The sequence below is a fragment of the Pseudomonas sp. TMW22080 genome, assembly GCF_022496745.1.
GTDB classification, from domain to species: Bacteria; Pseudomonadota; Gammaproteobacteria; order Pseudomonadales; family Pseudomonadaceae; genus Aquipseudomonas; species Aquipseudomonas bubulae.
Genome location: NZ_SCFF01000004.1, coordinates 182,375 through 203,213, shown reverse-complemented (window position 1 = coordinate 203,213; position 20,839 = coordinate 182,375). Strand labels below are relative to the sequence as shown.

The window sequence follows — 20,839 nt, the reverse complement described above, 5'->3', positions numbered from 1 at the left end:
CCGCTCCCACAGGTGTTACAGCGTCAGCGTGAGCTTTTTGACCAATGCCCCCGGCAGCAGATTTGACGCCGTCTGGCGTTGGTCGTAGGTGCTGGCCGAGAGCAACAACTCACGCTCGGCTGTCAGCGCTTCCAGTTGTGAACCCAGCAGACTATAGACGCTGTCATCAAAGCGCATGGTGTTGACCGGGGCCTTTATCTCGCCGTTTTCCACCCAGAAAGTGGCAAAGCGGGTCATGCCGGTCAGGCGGGCGGCCGGTTGGTCCGAGTAGTTCAGGTACCACAGGTTGCTGATATACAACCCGGTGCCCAACTGCTTGAGGATGTCGGCCTGCACCAGGCTCCCTGCCGCCATCGCCAGTGCGCTCGGGGCTTCGCCCTCCGGTGCGCCGTTGACCTCAAGGCCATACTCGGCGGCACTGCGAGAACTCACCAGTTGCTGTTCGGCCTTGCCGTGTTTGACCAGCGACAAGTCCTGACGCGGGTACCCCTCGCCGGAAAACGCCGGGCTCAGGGACTGGCTGACCTGCTCGTCAAACGACACCAGCGGGCTCAGTTGCGCATCGCCCGCGTAGAGCTTTTGCAGCGGGCTGGATTTGCTGGCCAGTGCCTGGGCCGAAAAACCGCCCCAGCACAGCATGCTCATCACTTCTTCCAGCGCCGCCGGCGCCAGGTAGGCTCGGTACTCACCGGGCGCCAGGGCATGCAGCGGGCGATCGAGGAAACCCAGTTGCTCGCGGGCCAGTTGCATGCGCCGGGCGAAACGTTCGCTGTCCCAGTCGGCGCCGGCGTAGCTGGCCTTGACCGCCTGACCGTTGCTGTGGAACAAACTCCAGTCGAAATTGAAGCTATTGGCCTGATGCCAGCCAAACGCGCCCTCGGAGCTGGCATAGCCGTAGCTGATCGGGCCACTGGCATAAAATCCGACCAGATCTACGCCTTTGGATGCACTGCGGATTTCTTCCAGAACCCGGGCCGTGTCCGGCAGGGGCTGGTTCTGCACGTTATGGCTGTTCCACGGCTGCGGGTTGAGCAGTAAATACGGATCGGCGGGCAACAATGGCAAGGTGTCGCGCAGTTGCCGCAGGGCATCGGCCAGGCGCTGTTTGTCGACATTAGGCTCGCCAGCCAGGGTGAGGTTCACATCGGCGTGGCGGCCGTCGTGGATCAGCTTCAGGCTCAGGCTGGCCTGTTGCACCTGTCCGGCCTGACGCACCTTGCCCTTGTTGAAACGGATAAATTCCGACGCTTCGCCGTTATAGCCCAGGGTGAACTGCTCAGGCGCAAGGATCGCTTTGCCCAACCACTCGACCAACCCCTTGAACTGCTCGGCCTGACTCAATGGGGTACTCATCAGGCATCACCTCCAAACACATCGATTTGACTGAACACGCAGGCGGGGGACGCATGGCCCACGCGGATCACCTGGTTGGGTTCGCCCTTGCCGCAGTTCGGGGTGCCCAGCACCTTGAAGGTGCTGGCGTCGCCCACGGCGCTGAGGTTGCGCCAGAACTGATCGGAAATGCCCCGGTAGTTGGGGTTCTTGACCACGCCCTTGAGTTCACCTTCCTCGATCAACTGGCCCCACTCGCAACCGAACTGGAACTTGTTGCGCGCGTCGTCGATCGACCAGGACCGGTTGGTGGCCATCAGAATACCGCTTTCGATACCGCCGATCATTTGCTCAAGCGACTGATCGCCTGGCTCGATATTGAGGTTGGCCATACGGTCAATCGGTGGCCGGTTCCAGCCGCAGGCGCGGCTGTTGGCCACGCCTTCGAGGCCCGAGCGGAACTGTGACAGTGCGCCACCCAGCGGGCGTAGCAGCAAGCCTTCGCGGATCAGGAACTCCTTGTAGGCCGGGGTGCCGTCGTCGTCGAAGCGGTAGCTGGCGAGCTCCTCGGGGATGGTTGGGTCGAAGGTCACGTTCAGCAGCTTTGAGCCATATTGCAGGCTGCCGAAGTCGCTGGTCTTGACGAAGCTGGTACCGGCGTAATTGCGCTCGTCACCGAGAATGCGGTCCAGTTCCAGCGGGTGTCCGATGGACTCATGGATTTGCAGGATCATCTGGTCGGGCATCAGCAGCAGATCGCGTTTGCCGACCGGAGCATTGGGTGCCTGCAGCAATTGCAGGGCCTGATCGGCGACCTGGGGTGCGGCACCGATCAGCCCGCAGCGGCTGATCACATCGGCGCCACCTTGCTGGCCGAAGTTTTCGCGGCCCAGGCTACGGCTCTGGCTATCGTTGCCGTCATAGGCAGTGACACTCATGCCCGGGTAAACAAAGCGCTGCGCCCGGCGCAACTCGGCGCCGGCGCTGTTCAGGTAAATTTGCTCGACGTGATTGAGGCCCAGTGAAACCACCCAGCTCACCAGCCGCTCGTCTTTGGGCACGGCGGCCGACTCGGCGCTCAGTAGCTCGAAGCACTCACTCAGTGACGGGAAGGCCTGGTCGAGGTCGGGAGAGAAAAAATCGGCGCGCTCATGGCACACCGGCTCCTGGCTCAGGTTGAGCAGGGCATGCCCGGCGATCAGCTGGGCCTGGGCTTCGGCGCGGTCGAGGGCCGCCTGCAGGCCGGTCTGGGACAGGTCGTTGGTGGCGGCGTAGGCTTCGATACCGCGCAACCGCACGGTGAGCATGGCGCCCTGGTCGTGACTGAATGAGGGAGGCTCTGCGACGTTCTTGCGTACCGACAGGTATTGCCCGGACTCGCGTACATAGCGTAACGAAAAGAACTCGGCCCGGGTGCGCAGCGCGGCAAAGCGCTGCTTGAGCTGAGGGTAGAAATCGAACATGCACAGACCTCCTTGGACTTGGTGGGTCTGTGGGAGCGGGCTTGTTCACGATGCAGGCAGTGCGGTTAACCCGCTGGACCGCGGTGATGCCATCGCGAGCAAGCCCGCTCCCACAGGGGCGCGCGTAGCGTGTTAAACCGGGCAACCCTTGGCGCGCAGGATGGCGTCAAAACGGTCCGGGTCCAGGGTGCCTTCTTTGATCGCCTTGAGCGTTGCCTGTTCACGGGCCAGCAGATCGTGGCAACGGATCAGCAATTCCGGCAGTTCACTGCGCGAAGCCGCAACCACGCCGTCACCGTCGCCGATCATCAGGTCGCCTGGCATTACCAGCATACCGGCACACGAGATGGGGACGTTGATTTCGCCGCCGCCGTCAGTGCTCGGACCGCGATGTACGCCGCCGATGGCATAGGCGGGCAGTTCACCGGTCTGCCACTCGTCGAGGTCGCGCAGGGCGCCGTTGATCACCACGCCGACAATCCCGGCCTTGAGGGCCATGGCACGCATGATGCCGCCGAACACGGCACGGGTCAGGTCGGCACTGCCGTCGATCACCAGCACATCGCCGGGGCGGGCCATTTGCATGGCTTTGAGGATCATCAGGTTGTCGCCCGGGCGTACACGGACGGTCAGCGCGCTGCCCAGCATCGGGCGGGTACCGTGGAACGGCTTGAGGCCCAGACCACCCACGTTGCGGCCCAGACAGTCACTGACTGCGGCTGCGGGGATCTTGCTGAATTCGGTGAGCCATTTTGGATCGAGAGGTTCTGCGTTTGGATTAATCAGGAAGCCGGTCGGCCATTTGCTCGAAGAGACAACATCAAACATAGAAAACCTCTTGGCCAGGCAAGGCTGGCATGTCGGGTGGGGCGGGGGGGTGTGGCGCGAAGCGAGGCACTAGATTAGGCCTGCGCTGAAGCGGGGGCAAGCGGGGCAAGATGAAACTCAAGAGTTACACAAAATTCGTAGCAGCTGCCGAAGGAACGAGGCTGCGTCCGGTTGCGAAGCGACCGTGAAACCAGATGACGCGATTCATCAGAAGAACCGCATAACCTGAATTTACGACGGCTGTGCCGCCGGACGTAGCCTCGCTCCGCTCGTCAACTGCTACGGATAGTGCTTACTGCGCGGTACGGCTCACTTCACGCAGCGGCTTGCCGCGTACCGGCGCGTCGCCTGCGACGTAGTAGTCGGCAGTGCTGCGCGGCTCCGGCTGGCGGCCACGGATCTTGTCGGCAATTTTCTCGGCGATCATGATCGTCGGTGCGTTGAGGTTGCCGGTGGTGATCAGCGGCATGATTGAGGCATCGACCACACGCAGGCCCTGCATGCCATGCACACGGCCCTCGCCGTCGACCACAGCCATTTCGTCGGTGCCCATTTTGCACGAGCAGGACGGGTGGAACGCGGTCTCGGCGTGTTCGCGGATAAAGGTATCCAGCTCTTCGTCGGTCTGCTTGTCGATGCCCGGGCTGATTTCACGGCCACGGAATGCATCCAGTGCTGGCTGCTGCATGATTTCACGGGTCAGGCGGATGCCGTCGCGGAATTCCTGCCAGTCCTGCTCGCTGGCCATGTAGTTGAACAGGATGCTCGGATACTCGCGCGGGTCCTTGGACTTCACATTGATCCGGCCACGGCTCGGCGAACGCATGGAGCCCATGTGCGCCTGGAAACCGTGCTCTTTCACCCCGTTGCTGCCGTTGTAGTTAATCGCTACCGGCAGGAAGTGGTACTGGATGTTCGGCCATTCGAATTCTTCGCGGGTGCGGATAAAACCACCGGCTTCAAACTGGTTGCTGGCACCGATGCCTTTGCCCAGGAACAGCCACTCGGCACCAATGGCCGGCTGGTTGTACCAAAGCAGCGACGGGTACAGCGACACCGGCTGGGTGCAGGCGTATTGCAGGTACAACTCAAGGTGATCCTGCAGGTTCTGGCCAACGCCCGGGAGGTCGTGCACCACCGGGATATCGAGGCTGTTGAGCAGTTCGGCCGGGCCGACGCCGGAGCGTTGCAGCACGGTTGGCGAGCCGATTGCGCCGCTGCACAGCAGCACTTCCTTGCGGGCCTTGGCCTGGATGCGGGTGTCGCTGTCGCCGACCATATAGGAAACGCCAACGGCGCGTTTACCTTCAAACAGGATCTTGTCGGTCAGGGCGTGGGTGACGATTTTCAGGGTCGAACGCTGCTTGGCCGTGTCCAGGTAGCCGCGGGCGGTACTGGCGCGACGGCCGTTCGGCGTCACGGTACGGTCCATCGGGCCGAAACCTTCCTGCTGATAGCCGTTCAGGTCTTCGGTGCGCGGGTAACCGGCCTGTACACCGGCTTCAACCATGGCGTGGAACAACACGTTGTTCCCGGCTTTGGGCGTGGTCACGCTGACCGGACCATCGCCACCGTGGTAGTCGTTGGGGCCGATATCGCGGGTTTCGGCTTTGCGGAAGTACGGCAGGCAGTCCAGGTACGACCAGTCTTCGAGGCCCGGGTATTTCGCCCAGCCGTCGTAGTCCATCGCATTACCGCGGATGTAGCACATGCCGTTGATCAGGGACGAACCGCCCAGGCCCTTGCCGCGGCCACATTCCATGCGACGGTTATCCATGTGTGGCTCTGGATCGGTCTCGAAGGCCCAGTTGTAGCGACGCCCTTGCAGCGGGAATGCCAGCGCCGCAGGCATCTGCGTGCGGAAGTCGAAACGGTAGTCCGGGCCGCCTGCTTCAAGCAGCAGCACGGTGACGCCTTGGTCTTCAGTCAGACGGGTCGCCAGGGTGTTACCGGCAGAGCCGGCACCAATGATGATGTAATCGAATTCTTGGGACATAAATGCACCCTCTTTGAAGTTGTGGCAGAACCCGTGGGAGCGGGCTTGCTCGCGATTCATGCGACGCGGTCTGTCAGGCAGACCGCGGCGATTCCATCGAGGGCAAGCCCGCTCCCACAGGGTTTATGCGGGCCTGTCGGTTTAGAACACCGAAACGTAGTCGCCCAGCTCTACCTGTACCGATTTGATCTGGGTGTACTGAGCCAGCGAGCTGATACCGTTTTCACGGCCAATGCCCGATTGCTTGTAGCCGCCCACCGGCATTTTTGCGTCGGACTCACCCCAGGCGTTGATCCAGCAAATGCCCGCTTCAAGCTGATGAATCACGCGGTGAGCGCGGTTCAGGTCCTTGGTCACGACGCCGGCAGCCAGGCCGAACTCGGTGTCGTTGGCGCGGCGGATCACTTCTTCTTCGCTGTCGTAGGTGAGGATGCTCATGACCGGGCCGAAGATTTCTTCTTTGACGATGGTCATGTCATCGGTGCAGTCGGTGAACACGGTCGGTGCCACGAATGCGCCTTTGGCCAGATCACCTTCGGTCAGGCGTTCACCGCCGCACAGCAGGCGGGCGCCTTCTTCTTTGCCCTTGGCAATGTAGCCCAGCACGCTTTCCATGTGAGCAAAGCTGACCAGCGGGCCGAAGTTGGTGTTTTCGTCTTGCGGGTTGCCGATACGGATGCGCGCTACGCGCTCCAGAATCTTGGCTTCAAACGCCGCTTTCATGGCCGTCGGGATAAATACGCGGGTGCCGTTGGTGCACACCTGGCCCGAGCTGTAGAAGTTAGCCATCATCGCGGTATCCGCGGCGCGATCCAGGTCGGCGTCGTCGAAAATGATCAGCGGTGATTTGCCGCCCAGTTCCATGGTCACGTCTTTGAGCGACGACTGGGTAGCACTGGCGGTGACTTTCTTGCCGGTATCGGTGCCGCCGGTGAACGAGATTTTCGCGATGCGCGGGTGCTCGGTCAGCCAGGTGCCCACTTCACGGCCGCTGCCAGTCAGAACGTTGAACACGCCGTCCGGCAGGCCCGCTGCGGTGAAGACTTCGGCGAGCTTCAGGGTAGTCAGGGAAGTGACTTCACTTGGCTTGAAGATCATCGCGTTGCCGGCAGCCAGGGCCGGTGCGGATTTCCACAGGGCGATCTGGATCGGGTAGTTCCACGCGCCGATACCGGCCACAACGCCCAACGGCTCGCGACGGGTGTACACGAACGAAGTGTCGCGCAGCGGGATTTGCTCGCCTTCGATGGCGGGCGCCAGGCCAGCGTAGTACTCCAGTACGTCGGCGCCGGTGACGATGTCGACATAACGGGTTTCGGAGTACGACTTGCCGGTGTCCAGGGTTTCCAGGGCGGCCAGTTCATCGTTGCGCTCGCGCAGGATTTCCACGGCGCGACGCAGGATGCGCGAACGCTCCATGGACGTCATGGCGGCCCAGATTTTCTGGCCTTTTTCGGCGCTGACTACAGCGCGCTCGACGTCTTCTTTGGTAGCGCGTTGCACTTGCGCGAGGACTTCGCCGTTAGCCGGGTTGATGGCATCGAAAGTAGCGTCGCTACCGGCGTCGGTGTAGCCGCCGTCGATGTAGAGTTTTTGCAGTTCGAAACGGGCCATAAAATCCTCGCAAGTGCAGACAAGTGGTGGGCGTTAATCGTGAGTCGGGTGCCCTCTAGCTGTGGCACCGCAGATTCACGACAGTTCAGGGGTTAAGCGTTAATTGGGCCTAACTCACCTGTTTCGCCAGTTGTAGATCCATATATTCGTAGCAGATGCGTTGTGCCTGGTCGGTGTCGAAGCCGTCACCGGAAAGGGCACCCCGCAACCATAGACCATCGATGAGCGCTGCCAGGCCTCGTGCTGCATTGCGGGCCTGGGCCTGGGGCAACACCCGGCGGAACTGGCAGCACAGATTGGAGTACAAGCGGTGGTCGTTGATCCGCTGCAATCTGTGCAACGACGGTTGGTGCATGCTGGCCGCCCAAAAGGCCAGCCAGGTTTTCATTGCCGGGCCATTGACCTGGCTGGCGTCGAAGTTGCCCTCGACGATGACCTGTAAATGAGCCCGCGGGCTGTCGTCGCCCAACGCCTGGCGGCGCTCGGTGACGTTGTCGATCAAGACGTTCATCAAGTACCGCATGGTGGCGGCAATCAGACCGTTCTTGTCTTTGAAGTAGTGACTGATGATGCCGTTGGACACACCGGCCAGACGGGCAATCAGCGCAATGCTGGCATCTGCCATCCCGACCTGATCGACAGCCGTCAATGTGGCTTCGATCAACTGCTGGCGGCGTATGGGTTGCATACCGACCTTGGGCATTTCGCAAATCTCCTTGGGCCGGCGGTCAGTGCAAAAACATCACTGAACGGCAGCCAGTCTATTTTGTTTTGATTGAACGTTCAATCAACAAAGAATAAGCTCTGCGACAAATCGTCGCGATTTATGTCGTTTTCCTACGCATGAATGGCGCAAATCGACACGGTAAATTCCCATGGAACCCAAGCAGAAGCAGGCTTTCGCAGGCGCTGACGGGAGATCCAAACAGGCACAACGCATCAGACCACGCGGGGCAGCCCTTGATTTCAAGGGGACGCACACAGGTTTTGAACGCGGTCTGGGCGGGTCCGGTTTTTTAGCGGTGTCTTTATATCACTCGACCGTTGGTCGCTATCTAGGCGAATGGTCGTGTGGTGCGTTGCCTTAAGTCCTTGTCTCGCACTCCCTGGAGCATCCGTGCAATGAGTTCTGCCTCTCTTATAAAGACCCCACCGCAAAAGGTGACGGTCAACGGTTGGGTGTTTTACACCTCCACTGCCTTGATACTTTTGCTGACTGCCATCCTGATCATTGCTCCCGAAGAAGCGGGCCGTATCCTGGGTGTGGCCCAGGAATGGCTGTCGCGCAGCTTCGGCTGGTACTACATGGTAGTCATCGCTGCTTATCTGATCTTTGTGGTCGGGTTGGCGTTTTCGTCCTACGGAAAATTGAAACTGGGAACGAAACAGGACACCCCGGATTTCAGCTATGGCGCCTGGGCCGGGATGCTGTTCTCGTCCGGTATCGGTATTTCGCTGCTGTACTTCGGCGCATCCGAGCCGCTGGATCACTACTTCAACCCGCCTGAAGGCGTGTCGGGCAGCCATGAAGCAGCGCGCCAGGCGTTGCAACTGACTTTCCTGCACTGGGGTCTGCATGGCTGGGCGATTTACGCGCTGGTCGGTCTGGCCGTGGCCTATTTTGCCTACCGTCACAACCAGCCGCTGGCGTTGCGTTCGGCGCTGTATCCGTTGATGGGCGAGCGCTGGGTCAAAGGTGCTGCGGGCCATGCGGTGGATGGCTTCGGTATGTTCGTGACACTGCTGGGTCTGGTGACCAACCTGGGCATTGGTTCGATGCAGGTGTCGTCGGGGCTTGAGAACCTGTTCGGCATGGAACACAGCAACACCAACCTGTTGATCGTGATCATCGTGATGAGCACCGTGGCGACCATTGCTGCAGTCTCGGGCGTTGAGAACGGCATCCGCCGACTGTCCAACCTGAACATTATCCTGTTCAGTGGCCTGCTGATTTTCGTGCTGCTGTTCGGTCCGACCCTGCACCTGCTCAACGGTTTTGTGCAAAACACCGGCGACTACCTCAACGGTATCGTGATGAAAACCTTCGACCTGTACGTGTACGAAGGCGACAGCAGGAAAACCGAAGGCTGGCTGGGCCTGTGGACTCTGTTCTACTGGGCCTGGTGGATTTCCTGGGCCCCATTTGTCGGGATGTTTATCGCGCGTATTTCCCGTGGTCGCACGGTGCGTGAACTGGTGGCGGGCGTGCTGTTGATTCCGCTGGGCTTCACCTTGGCCTGGTTGTCGATCTTCGGTAACTCGGCGCTGGACCTGGTGGTTAACCACGGTGCCGTGGAACTGGGTAAAACGGCGCTTGAGCAGCCGTCGATGGCGATTTATCAACTGCTTGAGCATTACCCTGCGTCGAAAGTTGTTATCGGTGTCTCGATCTTTGTCGGCTTTGTGCTGTTCCTGACCCCGGCCGACTCCGGCGCGGTGATGATGGCCAACCTGTCGTGCAAAGGCGGTGATGTGGACGAAGATGCGCCGCACTGGCTGCGGATCTTCTGGTCGGCGGTAATCACGCTGGTGACTATCGGCCTGCTGTTTGCCGGTAACTTTGCGGCGATGCAAACCATGGTGGTACTGGCCGGTTTGCCGTTTTCGGTGGTATTGATCCTGTTTATGTTTGGCCTGCACAAGGCGATGCGCCAGGACACTCTGGTTGAACAGGAACAAGCCGAGCTGGCTGCCCGTGGCCGTCGTGGTTTCAGCGAGCGGCTGACTGCACAGGACCTGCAACCGACTCAAGCCGTGGTGCAGCGTTTTATGGACAAACACGTGACCCCGGCACTGGAAGACGCGGCGGTACAATTGCGTAGTCAGGGGCTTGATGTGCAGACCCTGCTGGGCAGCGCCAAGCGTTGCATGGGCGTGCGGGTTGAAATGGAAGAAGGTAACCCGTTTGTCTACGAAGTCAGCCTGGATGGCTACCTGGCCGCACCGAGCGAGTCGGGTGAAGACGAAGTGCGCAGCCGTTATTACCGCGCTGAGGTGTACTTGCACAACGGTAACCAGGAGTACGACTTGATGGGCTTCACCCAGGAGCAGATCAGCCGTGACGTGCTCGATCAGTTTGAAAGCCATCGCCAACTCCTTGGCCGCGTATATAGCTAAGAACTGCAAAAGCCCCTCACCCTAACCCTCTCCCGGAGGGAGAGGGGACTGACTGCATGCTGACTCACTATCTCCACAAGTCAGCTCCCTCTCCCTCTCCCTCCGGGAGAGGGTTGGGGTGAGGGTAATGCCTACCCCAGATTCTTGCCCAGCAGCGCGTGATACAGCTCTGTATCCCCCAGTATCCCTACCACTTTGTGATCGTCGTGCAGCACCAGTTTGTTGCCGGTCTGGTAACGGATCTGTAGTGCATCGCGCATGCCGATGCCACTGTCCACCAGGGTTGGCCCACGCCCCAGGCCTTCTACTGCCTGACCGCTTTTCCAGTGTTGCAGGTCCACCACAGCAGCACCCTGGCGCACGCCTTTTATGGTGTTGCCCTCCGCCAGATCAATCCACGAGTCATCCCCCGGGTCGATGCACACCGAGCCATTGATGCGTTTGCAGTTGTCCAGTGTGCGCATCAGGCTGCGTCCGCACAGCACGTTGAGCGGGTTGGTATGGGCAACAAAGGTGCGTACATAGTCATCGGCGGGGTTGAGCACGATTTCTTCAGGCTTGCTGTACTGCACGATCTTGCCGTCTTTCATGATCGCAATGCGGCTGCCCAGCTTGAGTGCTTCGTCCAGGTCATGGCTGACAAACACAATGGTCTTGTTCAGCTTGTGTTGCAGTTCCAGCAACTCATCCTGCAAGCCCTGGCGGATCAACGGGTCAAGTGCCGAAAAGGGTTCGTCCATCAGCAGGATATCGGCGTCCATCGCCAGTGCCCGCGCCAGGCCAACCCGCTGCTGCATGCCGCCGCTCAACTCATCGGGCTTTTTATTGCGCCATTGAGTCAGACCCACCAGCTCAAGTTTTTCATCCACCAGGGTGCGGCGTTCCTTTTCGGGACGGCCCTGCATCTCCAGCCCGAAGCTGATGTTTTCGCGCACCGTCAGCCAGGGCATCAGGGCGAATTTCTGAAACACCATGGCGATGCGCTTGGTGCGCATCATCTTCAGTTCGGCAGGGGTGCACGAGGCAATGTCTATCTGCTTGCCTTCGTGCTCTACATACAACTGGCCGCGACTGACCGTATTGAGCCCGTTGATGCAGCGCAGCAAGCTGGATTTCCCCGAGCCTGACAAACCCATCAGTACGCAGATTTCACCTTTTTCGATGTCCAGGCTGGCCTTTTCCACGCCAACAATCTGCCCGGTTTTTTTCAGGATCTGATCCCGCGACAAGCCCTGGTCCAGAAGGCCGAGTGCTGCGCGGGGGTCTTTGGCGAAGATCACGTCAACATTATCGAAACGGATAATACTCATGCGTCGGCTCCTGCTTTGGCGTCCGGCTGCTTGCAGATACGGTCGAGCATGATGGCCAGCAGCACGATCGCCAGCCCGGCTTCAAAGCCCAAGGCGATATCGGCAGTGTTGAGGGCATTGACCACCGGTTTGCCCAGACCATCGGCACCCACCAGGGCGGCGATCACCACCATCGACAATGACAGCATGATGCATTGGGTAATCCCGGCGGCGATGCTCGGCATGGCGTGGGGAAGCTCGATACGGGTGAGCAACTGGCGACGGGAGCAGCCAAAGGCCTTGCCCGCATCAAGCAACTCATGGGGGACATCGCGGATGCCCAGGTAAGTCAGGCGGATCGGCGCGGCAATGGCAAATACCACTGTGGAAATCAGCCCCGGCACCACGCCCAGCCCGAACAGGGTCAGGGTCGGGATCAGGTAAACGAAGGTAGGAACGGTCTGCATCAGGTCGAGAACAGGACGCATAAAGGTGTAGAACATGGGTTTGTGCGCCGCGAGAATTCCTAGCGGCACGCCGATGATCACGCATACAAATGTAGCGAACAGCACCTGGGCCAGGGTTTCCATGGTTTCTTGCCAATACCCCAGGTTAAGGATCAGCAGAAAAGACAGCGCCACAAAAACCGTGAGCCCCCACTTGCGCTGGATAAAGTGGGCAAACAGTGCAATCAGCCCGATAAACACAAAGGGATTGAACCAGGTCAGGGCAAAGGTCACAGCGTGGATCATGGCTTCCAGCGTGCTGGCGATGGCATCGAAGGTGCTGGCGCCGTGCTGGGTCAGCCAGTCGACGAAGTTTGCAATGTAATCGCCCAGAGGGATTTTTTGATCAATCAGCATGGTAGTGAACGTCCGCATGCAGGGGAATTGAAACGGAGCCGGGCGCAGTTGCCGCCCGACGCCCGCGATTACTTCGCAAGGCTGGCTTTAACGGCCTCAAGCCCGGGTTTTCCATCCACCGTGGTAACACCCGCGAGCCAGCTTTCAAGCACTTGCGGGTTTTGTTTGAGCCAGGCTTTGGCGGCCGCGTCGGGTTTGATCTTGTCGTCCAGCACCTTGCCCATCAGGGTGCTTTCCATGTCCAGGGTAAACACCAGATTCTTCAGTAACTGACCCACGTTGCTGCATTCTTCGGTGTAGCCCTTGCGGGTGTTGGTGTAGATGGTCGCCTGACCATAGTTGGGGCCGAAGAACTCATCGCCACCGGTGAGGTATTTCATTTTGAAGCGAGTGTTCATCGGGTGGGGTTCCCAGCCCAGGAACACCACCTCGGTGCCACGACGCTGGGCGCGGTCAACCTGCGACAGCATCCCCGCTTCGCTGGATTCCACCACCTTGAAGCCGGCGTCCTTCAGGCCGAAGGCGTTTTTGTCGATCATGGTCTGGATCATGCGGTTGCCGTCGTTGCCCGGCTCGATGCCGTAGATCTTGCCGTCCAGTTCCTTGCTGAATTTGGGCAGATCGGAGAAGTCCTTGAGGCCCTTCTCATAGAGGGCTTCGGGTACGGCGAGGGTGTATTTGGCGTTCTCCAGGTTGGCGCGCACTGTCTCGACGGTGCCCGCGTCGCGGTAGGCCTTGATGTCGTTTTCCATGGTCGGCATCCAGTTGCCGAGAAACACGTCCATGTTCTTGCCATCGGCCAGCGACTTGTAGGTAACCGGCACGGAAATCATGGTGGTTTTGGTTTTGTAGCCCAGGCCCTTGAGCACTTCGCTGGTAACGGCGGTGGTGACGGTGATGTCGGTCCAGCCGACATCCGAAAAATTGACGGTACTGCATTGCGCCGGTTCTGCTGCCTGGGCGATGACGGGCAGACTCAGCAATGCAGCCAGCAACAACGATGAGGAATGTGTCATGGAGCGACTCCTGTGTGTCCGGGTTGCGGTTTTCGATCGAAAAGCCGCACATATCAGTTGCGGTCGGGCGATGCCCGGCAGGCGTGTTGCCAGCGCATCTTGCAATCGAGTCAGAACCGATCATGTAACAGCGAAAATCAAACGCCTACAGGGGGCGTCGCATCCAGTACAGGCAGGGTCGTATCTAGTACCTGCGAGGTCGTATCTGGACGAATGAGGCTTGAAAACTGTCTTTTTCATACCTCTGCGCCCTATAAAACGTCGGGGGCGCTGGCAGGCAAAGGCGGGTCGTAGCTGGACGTTTTTGCCGACTGCAAACACCCCATGATGCAAGGCATTCACCCCCGAGGTTCGTGCTCATGGCTATCAGCGTGTTTGACCTGTTCAAGATCGGTATCGGCCCTTCCAGTTCCCACACCGTGGGCCCGATGCGGGCGGCGGCGCTGTTTGTGCAGGGCTTGCGTGAACGCGATCAACTGCAACAGGTAAGCCGTATCGAAGTGCAGCTCTATGGCTCGCTGTCGGCCACCGGTATCGGTCATGGCAGTGACAACGCGGTCATCATGGGTTTGATGGGGGAATGGCCGGATGCGATTGATCCGTCCTGCATTGGTTCGCGTATCGCGCAGCTGCGCGAAAGCCGCACCCTGTTACTCGACGGCCATGTACCGATTCCGTTCGACTGGGCGCAGGATATGCGCCTGATAGACGAGAACCTGGCATTTCATCCCAATGCCATGACCCTGGTAGCGCACAGCGGGCACGGCATATTGCATGGCGATACTTATTACTCGGTTGGCGGTGGCTTTGTAGTGGATGCGACGCAAGCGGCCAGTGGCGTATTGGACATGGATCGCACCGAGCTGCCTTACGATTTTAATAGTGCCGTCGAACTGCTGGACCTGTGCCGCACACATCACCTGAGCGTGGCGGCATTGATGATGGCCAACGAACGCATCTGGCGCAGCGAAGATGAAATCCGCTGCGGTCTGATCAAACTTTGGCGCGCCATGCAGGACTGCGTGGAGCAAGGCCTGAAACATGAAGGCATCCTGCCCGGCGGCCTCAATGTACGTCGGCGTGCTGCGCGCCTGCACCGCAGCCTGCTGGAACTGGGCAAGCCCAATGTGATCGGCTCGACCCTGAGCGCGATGGAATGGGTCAACCTGTTCGCCCTGGCGGTCAACGAAGAAAACGCAGCCGGCGGGCGCATGGTCACGGCGCCCACCAATGGTGCGGCAGGGATCATCCCGGCAGTGTTGCACTACTTTATGAAATTCAGCGATGAAGTCAGCGAAGCGCATGTGGCCGACTACCTGCTGAGCGCCGCGGCGATCGGCATTTTGTGCAAAAAGAATGCGTCGATTTCCGGGGCTGAAGTGGGCTGCCAGGGCGAAGTCGGCTCGGCCTGCGCGATGGCGGCTGCCGGGCTGGCGCAAATCCTCGGCGCCACCCCGGAGCAACTGTGCAACGCCGCTGAAATTGGTCTGGAGCATAACCTGGGCCTGACCTGTGACCCGGTGGGCGGGTTGGTTCAAGTACCCTGCATCGAGCGCAACGCGATTGCCGCAGTCAAGGCGATCAATGCGGCGCAGATGGCCTTGCGCGGTGACGGCCAGCACTTTATTTCCCTGGACCGGGTGATCCGCACCATGCGCGACACCGGTGCCGACATGCACGACAAATACAAGGAAACCTCGCGCGGCGGCCTGGCGGTCAGTGCGGTGGAATGTTGAGCCCCCAAACACCTCTGGGAGCGGGCTTGCTCCTACAGCCTCGGCGCTTTTTCAGCGCACACCGACCCGTTTTGGCGCACTCGTACTTTCGGTGACATTCTGTAACCGAGCAGCTCCTACACCCTTCCCACAAGTGCTACCGATGTGCTCAACAGCCTCGGTCAGCACCTGTGTATCCGTGTTTAACCGTCATTTCCCATCACCCTGCCAGACACATTGCGACGTCGTTTTCAGGCTTTGTTGAATAGCCATTCAAGTTTAGGCATGGCATTTGCGTTGTCATTTCAAAGCCCCGTGAAACGAGGGTAATAACAAGAGCCTGTGCCTGAGGCCATCACCCGCTTTGTGTGAGGAGATACCGCGATGACGTCGTTCAACTCCGGGGTCCAACCCCAGAACCGTACGCCTCAATCCATCGGCTTTCTGCTGCTGGACAATTTCACGCTCATTTCCCTGGCTTCCGCGATAGAACCTTTGCGCATGGCCAACCAGTTGTCGGGCCGTGAGTTGTATCGCTGGAGCACCCTCAGCGCCGATGGCAGTCAGGTCTGGGCCAGTGACGGTCTGCAGGTGACCCCCGACGCCAGCATGCACAAGGCTCCGGCGCTGGACATGGTCATCGTGTGTGGTGGTATCGGCATTCAGCGCACCGTGACCCGTGAGCATGTGTCCTGGTTGCAGAGTCAGGCGCGCCAGTCCCGTCGCCTGGGTGCCGTGTGCACCGGCAGCTGGGCACTGGCCTATGCCGGCTTGCTCGACGGTTTTGATTGCAGTGTGCACTGGGAATGCCTGGCCTCGATGCAGGAAGCCTTCCCGCGCGTGGCCATGAGCACGCGGCTGTTTACCCTCGACCGCAGCCGTTTTACCAGCTCGGGCGGCACGGCACCGCTGGACATGATGCTGCACCTGATCAGCCGCGATCATGGCCGTGAACTGTCGGCGGCGATTTCGGAAATGTTTGTGTATGAACGTATCCGCAACGAGCAGGACCACCAGCGGGTGCCGCTCAAGCACATGCTTGGCACCAACCAGCCCAAGCTGCAGGAAATCGTCGCGTTAATGGAAGCCAACCTCGAAGAGCCCATCGACCTTGATGAGCTGGCGGTGTATGTGACTGTGTCGCGGCGCCAGCTCGAGCGCTTGTTCCAGAAGTACCTGCATTGTTCGCCGTCGCGCTATTACCTGAAGTTGCGGCTGGTGCGGGCGCGGCAGTTGCTCAAGCAAACACCGATGTCGATTATTGAAGTGGCGGCGGTGTGCGGCTTTGTGTCCACGCCGCATTTTTCCAAGTGCTACCGCGAATACTTCGGCATTCCGCCACGGGATGAGCGGGTGGGTTCCAACACTGCGCAGCAGACCACCCTGGTGCAGATCCCGCAGTCCCTGTTGCTGGCACCGCTGGCCGGGCCGATGTCGGCGTTGAATCAGGCGCGCAATGAGTCGACGTTTGCCAGTGTGAGGATTTAACAATCAAAAGCGCCCTGACCCGGGGTGGGGAGGGCGCTTGATCTGTATCGAGGCGCAAAACTGCTTTTGCTTTTAGTCCCCCTCCCTTCGGGAGAGGGCTAGGGTGAGGACGCTTTTGCCTTACCCGACCTTGCTCTGCTTGAACTGCGCCAAGCCCGGCAGCAACTGCCGGTCAATGGCCTCGCGCACCGCAGGTAAAATGGTTGCGCTGCCGGTGTAGAGCTTTTCGACCAAACCCTTGAGGGCGCGGGCATTGGTCTCGTTCAGCCCACAGACTGCCGTTGTGCAGGCCTGCTCCGCCGTACCTGACACTTCAAAGCCCAGCGAGCGCAGTTGGCCAACCAGATCCTGCTCATCAATCAAATCCGCGTGCATCATGACTTTTTATCCTTCTACAAAGCGCGATCGAAGTCTGATTCTGGTAGGGCTTTAGCCAGTGGGCAAGGGCGGTTTGGTGATATGTCTGATATGCCTAAGAACAGGTCGTTTTAAGGCACAGGCAAGGCAATCACCCGACTCACATACTCGGGTCTCGGCAGATCACGCTGTTGCTCCCCGATGGCCTGCAATACGGCCAGCGTGTGCTCGCCAAAGGGTGCGGAACGCGGGCCTGCCAAGTCCACGTGCAGCAGCATTTGCTCATTGCCCGCGAGGGCTCGCCCATCACCTGCCAGGTGCAGGCTGTGATAGACATGCAGGCGTTTTTTGTCGTGGCCGATGAGCTGGGTACGCACTTCAACGTGGGCGCCGAGCTTCACCTCGTGCAGGTAATTAAGATGCACCTCCAGGGTGAACAGTGAATGACCGCTGGCTTCGCGGCCCTGGCTGTCCAGCCCCAGGCGGTCCATCAGGGCATCCGTGGCGTAGCTGAAAATCAGCAGATAAAAGGCGTCGCGCAAGTGGCCGTTGTAATCGACCCATTCTTCAAGAATGGGCGTGGTGTAGGTGGTGAGGGTGGGCATGCTGTACCTCGCGGTTCGATCAGTCGTTGATGGTCATGCCATGTTTGAGTCTGGTTGCGTTCACCGCTTCCATCACCGCCAGCAGGCAGTCATCCCGATAGCTTTCCAGCGCGGCAATGCTGTGCTGGCCGAGTTGTTCAGTGGTGCCTTCCACCACATCGTCGATCAGTTTTTCGCTCAGTTCCGGAGCGGGCAAATACGTCCACGGCAGTTGCAGCGCCGGGCCGAACTGGTTCATGAAATGTCGCATTCCGGCATCGCCACCGGCTAGGGTGTAGGTCAAAAAGGTACCCATGAACGACCAGCGCAACCCTGCGCCAAAGCGAATGGCGTCGTCAATTTCACCGGTGCTGGCCACCCCGTCATTGACCAGGTGCAGCGCCTCGCGCCACAAGGCTTCGAGCAGACGGTCGGCAATAAACCCGGGCACTTCCTTGCGCACATGCAGGGGGCGCATGCCCAGGGATTGATAAACCTTGATCGCCGCCTGAATGGCCTCGGGAGCGGTTTTTTGCCCGCCCACCACCTCGACCAATGGCAACAGGTAAACCGGGTTGAACGGGTGCCCGACGATGCAGCGCTCGGGGTGTGTGGAGGTTTCATAAAATTCGCTGGGCAGCAGGCCCGAGGTGCTGGAGCCGATCAATGCATCGGGTTTGGCGGCGGCGCTGATTTTGCTGTGCAGTTCAAGCTTCAGGTCGAGTCGCTCCGGGGCGCTTTCCTGAATGAAATCGGCATCGCGCACGCATTCATCAATGGTGCTGACAAACCGCAGCCGGTGTTGGGATGCGCCTTCAGCAAGGCCGCTTTTTTCCAGTGCGGGCCAGGCTTTGGCGACGCGTTTGCGCAGGGCCGCTTCGGCACCGGGGGCCGGGTCCCAGGCCACCACGTCCAGGCCGTAGGCGAGGGCGCGAGCAACCCAGCCGCTGCCAATGACACCGCTGCCCAGGGCGGCGAAGGTTTTAATCTCGGTGATAAAGGTCATGGCGTGCTCCTGGATAACAATAATGAGAGTGCGTGGGAGCGAGCCTGCTCGCGAAGGCCCCAAGGGCACCGCGATAACTCAGTCAACAGGCGTTATCGTTGACGACCTTCGCGAGCAGGCTCGCTCCCACAGGCAATGCTGCTGCGTAGTTGCTTAGCGGCGTTCTTTAAGGCCCATCTTCACCCTGCCTTCAGCCGGGCTCAGCACCCGTGCACCCAGGCGGCTGAGGATCTCTGTGGCGCGCTCCACCAGTTGCCCGTTGGTGGCCAGCACTCCTCGGTCCAGCCATAAATTGTCCTCAAGCCCGACCCGCACGTTGCCGCCCAGCAGCACCGCCTGCGCGGCCATCGGCATTTGCATGCGACCAATGCCGAAACCGGCCCACACCGCATCAGGCGGCAAATTGTCGACCATGGCTTTCATGCTGGTGGTGTCTGCCGGAGCGCCCCACGGGATACCCAGGCATAGTTGAAACAGCGGGTCATCCAGCAGGCCTTCCTTGATCATCTGTTTGGCGAACCACAAATGGCCGGTGTCGAAAATTTCCAGTTCGGCTTTAACGCCAAGTTCCTGGATGCGCTTGGCGCCCGCTCGCAGCTGTGCCGGGGTGGACACGTAAATCGTGTCGCCGTCGCCAAAGTTCAGGGTGCCGCAGTCCAGGGTGCAAATTTCCGGCAACAGCTCCTCGACGTGAGCCAGACGGGTCAGCGGGCCGACCAGGTCGGTGTTGGGACCAAACTCCATCGGGTTCTCACCCGGGCCGATATGCAAGTCACCCCCCATCCCGGCCGTGAGGTTGACGATGATGTCGATGTCCGCCTCGCGGATGCGCTCCATCAGTTCGCGGTACAGCGCTACATCGCGGCTGAACTGCCCGGTTTTCGGGTCGCGTACATGGCAATGCACCACTGTGGCTCCGGCCTTGGCCGCTTCCACGGCAGCTTCGGCAATTTGCTTGGGGGTGACCGGTACCAAAGGGCTGCGGCCGCTGGTGTCGCCGGCACCGGTGAGTGCGCAGGTGATGATGACGTCGTGGTTCATGGGGCATTTCCTTGGGGCGTAGAGCGCCACACCGCAGCCATTGCAGGCTGCGCAGGGCGGGCTCGGTGTTGAATTATTTAGCGCTGAGTTTCAGGTTCCCGGCAGCGGGTTTACCGTCTACCGTGGTCACCCCTTCAAGCCAGCGCTGCTGGTCTTGCGGGTGGTCCTTGAGCCACTGTCGGGCGGAGGCTTGAGCATCCTTGTGATCAAGCAGCGGCTGCATCATGCGGCTCTCGTCTTCGGCGCTGAAGGTCAGGTTGCTGAGCAAACGGCTGACGTTCGGGCAGCGGCTGGCGTAGTCCGGGGCAGTGACCGTCCACACCGTGGCCCGGCCTTCATCGGGGCCAAGGGCATCTTCACTGCCCGTCAGGTAGGTCATGTCCTGATTAATATTCATCGGGTGCGGGGTCCAGCCGAAGAACACAATCGGCTCATTGCGTTTTACTGCGCGGGTCACCGCCGAGAGCATGCCGGCTTCACTGGACTCCACCAACTGGAACTTGCCCAGGCCAAACTGGTTTTTCTCGATCATGGCCTTGATCTGGGTATTGGCGCCGGAGCCCGGTTCGATCCCGTAAATCCTGCCGCCCAGTTCTTTCTCGAATGTGGCAATGTCAGCAAAGCTTTTGAGCCCCTTGTCAGCCATATAGGTTGGAACGGCAAGCATGGCCTTGGCGTCTTTAAGGCTCGGTTCGGCCAGTACCGTGACCTGTTTGGCGTCCACAAACGGGGTAATGCTCTGGTTCATGATCGGGTTCCAGTAACCCAGAAACATGTCCAGCCGCTTGTCACGCAAGCCGGCGAAAATAATTTGCTGTGAGGCACTGGTCTGTTTGGTTTTATAGCCCAGACCGTCGAGCAGGGTTTGCGCCATGGCGCTGGTGGCGATTACATCGGTCCAATTGACCACGCCCATGCGTACGTTCTTGCACGAAGCATCTTCAGCCGCCAACGCGTAGGGGCTCAGTACCAGCAGGCAACAGCTGATCAGTCGTTTCATGGGGAGGGCCTCGGCAGGTTGTTATTGGGGGATCGGCGTCTTTGTGCACCGTGATACCAAGGTACGCAGGCGGCGTGCTGCGCAACCGCACTGGGGCGACGTGGATTTGCACTGCAGCGACCTGACTGTG

The 20,839-nt window shown here is 59.9% G+C and carries 17 protein-coding genes; 3 read left to right on the top strand and 14 right to left on the bottom strand.

Annotated features, from left to right (window positions below; all coding sequences use genetic code 11):
* Positions 1-15 precede the first annotated feature (15 nt).
* From EQV96_RS15145 to betI, 6 genes are all read right to left on the bottom strand, one after another.
* On the bottom strand, positions 16-1,353 hold the full coding sequence (locus EQV96_RS15145; protein WP_095020478.1) for a TldD/PmbA family protein: 1,338 nt from the start codon (positions 1,351-1,353) through the stop codon (positions 16-18).
* The gene (locus EQV96_RS15140) at positions 1,353-2,795 is read right to left on the bottom strand and encodes a TldD/PmbA family protein (protein ID WP_240882162.1); all 1,443 of its coding nucleotides are present in this window, start codon (positions 2,793-2,795) and stop codon (positions 1,353-1,355) included. Before EQV96_RS15140 ends, EQV96_RS15145 begins: the two co-directional genes overlap by 1 nt.
* A gap of 132 nt (positions 2,796-2,927) precedes the next feature.
* Positions 2,928-3,623, bottom strand: coding sequence for an RraA family protein (locus EQV96_RS15135; protein ID WP_094999807.1), 696 nt, complete (start codon positions 3,621-3,623; stop codon positions 2,928-2,930).
* A gap of 292 nt (positions 3,624-3,915) precedes the next feature.
* Positions 3,916-5,619 (bottom strand): choline dehydrogenase, encoded by a 1,704-nt coding sequence (betA, locus tag EQV96_RS15130; RefSeq protein ID WP_094999808.1) that lies wholly within the window; start codon positions 5,617-5,619, stop codon positions 3,916-3,918.
* A gap of 141 nt (positions 5,620-5,760) precedes the next feature.
* Complete coding sequence (gene betB, locus EQV96_RS15125) at positions 5,761-7,233, bottom strand: betaine-aldehyde dehydrogenase (protein WP_094999809.1); 1,473 nt, start codon at positions 7,231-7,233, stop codon at positions 5,761-5,763.
* 109 nt (positions 7,234-7,342) lie between these two features.
* Positions 7,343-7,936, bottom strand: coding sequence for a transcriptional regulator BetI (betI, locus tag EQV96_RS15120; protein WP_094999810.1), 594 nt, complete (start codon positions 7,934-7,936; stop codon positions 7,343-7,345).
* A 476-nt stretch (positions 7,937-8,412) separates the two neighbouring features.
* Here betI and EQV96_RS15115 point away from each other — a divergent pair, with 476 nt between their 5' ends.
* Positions 8,413-10,350, top strand: a complete 1,938-nt coding sequence (locus EQV96_RS15115) for a BCCT family transporter (RefSeq protein WP_232527653.1) — start codon at positions 8,413-8,415, stop codon at positions 10,348-10,350.
* Positions 10,351-10,481: 131 nt separating this feature from the next.
* On the opposite strand, the gene choV is transcribed toward EQV96_RS15115, so the two are convergent.
* From choV to EQV96_RS15100, 3 genes are all read right to left on the bottom strand, one after another.
* Positions 10,482-11,660 (bottom strand): choline ABC transporter ATP-binding protein, encoded by a 1,179-nt coding sequence (choV, locus tag EQV96_RS15110; RefSeq protein WP_094999812.1) that lies wholly within the window; start codon positions 11,658-11,660, stop codon positions 10,482-10,484.
* On the bottom strand, positions 11,657-12,502 hold the full coding sequence (choW, locus tag EQV96_RS15105) for a choline ABC transporter permease subunit (RefSeq protein ID WP_094999813.1): 846 nt from the start codon (positions 12,500-12,502) through the stop codon (positions 11,657-11,659). The genes choV and choW overlap by 4 nt, the downstream gene beginning before the upstream one ends.
* 68 nt (positions 12,503-12,570) lie before the next feature.
* On the bottom strand, positions 12,571-13,518 hold the full coding sequence (locus EQV96_RS15100; protein WP_095019590.1) for a choline ABC transporter substrate-binding protein: 948 nt from the start codon (positions 13,516-13,518) through the stop codon (positions 12,571-12,573).
* Between the two features lie 359 nt (positions 13,519-13,877).
* Between EQV96_RS15100 and EQV96_RS15095 the strand changes: the two genes are divergently transcribed.
* Together EQV96_RS15095 and EQV96_RS15090 are read left to right on the top strand one after the other, a co-directional pair.
* Entirely contained in the window at positions 13,878-15,254 is a 1,377-nt protein-coding gene (locus EQV96_RS15095; RefSeq protein WP_240882161.1) for an L-serine ammonia-lyase, read from the top strand.
* Between the two features lie 363 nt (positions 15,255-15,617).
* Positions 15,618-16,721, top strand: coding sequence for a GlxA family transcriptional regulator (locus tag EQV96_RS15090; RefSeq protein ID WP_088378748.1), 1,104 nt, complete (start codon positions 15,618-15,620; stop codon positions 16,719-16,721).
* A gap of 120 nt (positions 16,722-16,841) precedes the next feature.
* Here EQV96_RS15090 and EQV96_RS15085 read toward each other — a convergent pair whose 3' ends face one another.
* The 5 genes from EQV96_RS15085 to choX form a co-directional block, all read right to left on the bottom strand.
* Entirely contained in the window at positions 16,842-17,099 is a 258-nt protein-coding gene (locus tag EQV96_RS15085; RefSeq protein WP_094999816.1) for a hypothetical protein, read from the bottom strand.
* Between the two features lie 110 nt (positions 17,100-17,209).
* Positions 17,210-17,683 (bottom strand): thioesterase family protein, encoded by a 474-nt coding sequence (locus EQV96_RS15080; protein ID WP_094999817.1) that lies wholly within the window; start codon positions 17,681-17,683, stop codon positions 17,210-17,212.
* A gap of 19 nt (positions 17,684-17,702) precedes the next feature.
* A complete protein-coding gene (locus EQV96_RS15075) occupies positions 17,703-18,668 on the bottom strand; it encodes an L-carnitine dehydrogenase (RefSeq protein ID WP_095020474.1) in 966 nt (321 codons plus the stop codon).
* Positions 18,669-18,821: 153 nt separating this feature from the next.
* Positions 18,822-19,709, bottom strand: coding sequence for a 3-keto-5-aminohexanoate cleavage protein (locus EQV96_RS15070; protein WP_094999819.1), 888 nt, complete (start codon positions 19,707-19,709; stop codon positions 18,822-18,824).
* Positions 19,710-19,782: 73 nt separating this feature from the next.
* Positions 19,783-20,709 (bottom strand): choline ABC transporter substrate-binding protein, encoded by a 927-nt coding sequence (gene choX, locus EQV96_RS15065; protein WP_094999820.1) that lies wholly within the window; start codon positions 20,707-20,709, stop codon positions 19,783-19,785.
* Positions 20,710-20,839 lie beyond the last annotated feature (130 nt).

Bases quoted from the DNA above. Each gene is read 5' to 3' on its own strand.
- EQV96_RS15145 (WP_095020478.1), bottom strand. From the start codon at position 1,353: ATGAGTACCCCATTGAGTCAGGCCGAGCAGTTCAAGGGGTTGGTCGAG.
- EQV96_RS15140 (WP_240882162.1), bottom strand. From the start codon at position 2,795: ATGTTCGATTTCTACCCTCAGCTCAAGCAGCGCTTTGCCGCGCTGCGC.
- EQV96_RS15135 (WP_094999807.1), bottom strand. From the start codon at position 3,623: ATGTTTGATGTTGTCTCTTCGAGCAAATGGCCGACCGGCTTCCTGATT.
- betA (WP_094999808.1), bottom strand. From the start codon at position 5,619: ATGTCCCAAGAATTCGATTACATCATCATTGGTGCCGGCTCTGCCGGT.
- betB (WP_094999809.1), bottom strand. From the start codon at position 7,233: ATGGCCCGTTTCGAACTGCAAAAACTCTACATCGACGGCGGCTACACC.
- betI (WP_094999810.1), bottom strand. From the start codon at position 7,936: ATGCCCAAGGTCGGTATGCAACCCATACGCCGCCAGCAGTTGATCGAA.
- choV (WP_094999812.1), bottom strand. From the start codon at position 11,660: ATGAGTATTATCCGTTTCGATAATGTTGACGTGATCTTCGCCAAAGAC.
- choW (WP_094999813.1), bottom strand. From the start codon at position 12,502: ATGCTGATTGATCAAAAAATCCCTCTGGGCGATTACATTGCAAACTTC.
- EQV96_RS15100 (WP_095019590.1), bottom strand. From the start codon at position 13,518: ATGACACATTCCTCATCGTTGTTGCTGGCTGCATTGCTGAGTCTGCCC.
- EQV96_RS15095 (WP_240882161.1), top strand. From the start codon at position 13,878: ATGGCTATCAGCGTGTTTGACCTGTTCAAGATCGGTATCGGCCCTTCC.
- EQV96_RS15090 (WP_088378748.1), top strand. From the start codon at position 15,618: ATGACGTCGTTCAACTCCGGGGTCCAACCCCAGAACCGTACGCCTCAA.
- EQV96_RS15085 (WP_094999816.1), bottom strand. From the start codon at position 17,099: ATGATGCACGCGGATTTGATTGATGAGCAGGATCTGGTTGGCCAACTG.
- EQV96_RS15080 (WP_094999817.1), bottom strand. From the start codon at position 17,683: ATGCCCACCCTCACCACCTACACCACGCCCATTCTTGAAGAATGGGTC.
- EQV96_RS15075 (WP_095020474.1), bottom strand. From the start codon at position 18,668: ATGACCTTTATCACCGAGATTAAAACCTTCGCCGCCCTGGGCAGCGGT.
- EQV96_RS15070 (WP_094999819.1), bottom strand. From the start codon at position 19,709: ATGAACCACGACGTCATCATCACCTGCGCACTCACCGGTGCCGGCGAC.
- choX (WP_094999820.1), bottom strand. From the start codon at position 20,709: ATGAAACGACTGATCAGCTGTTGCCTGCTGGTACTGAGCCCCTACGCG.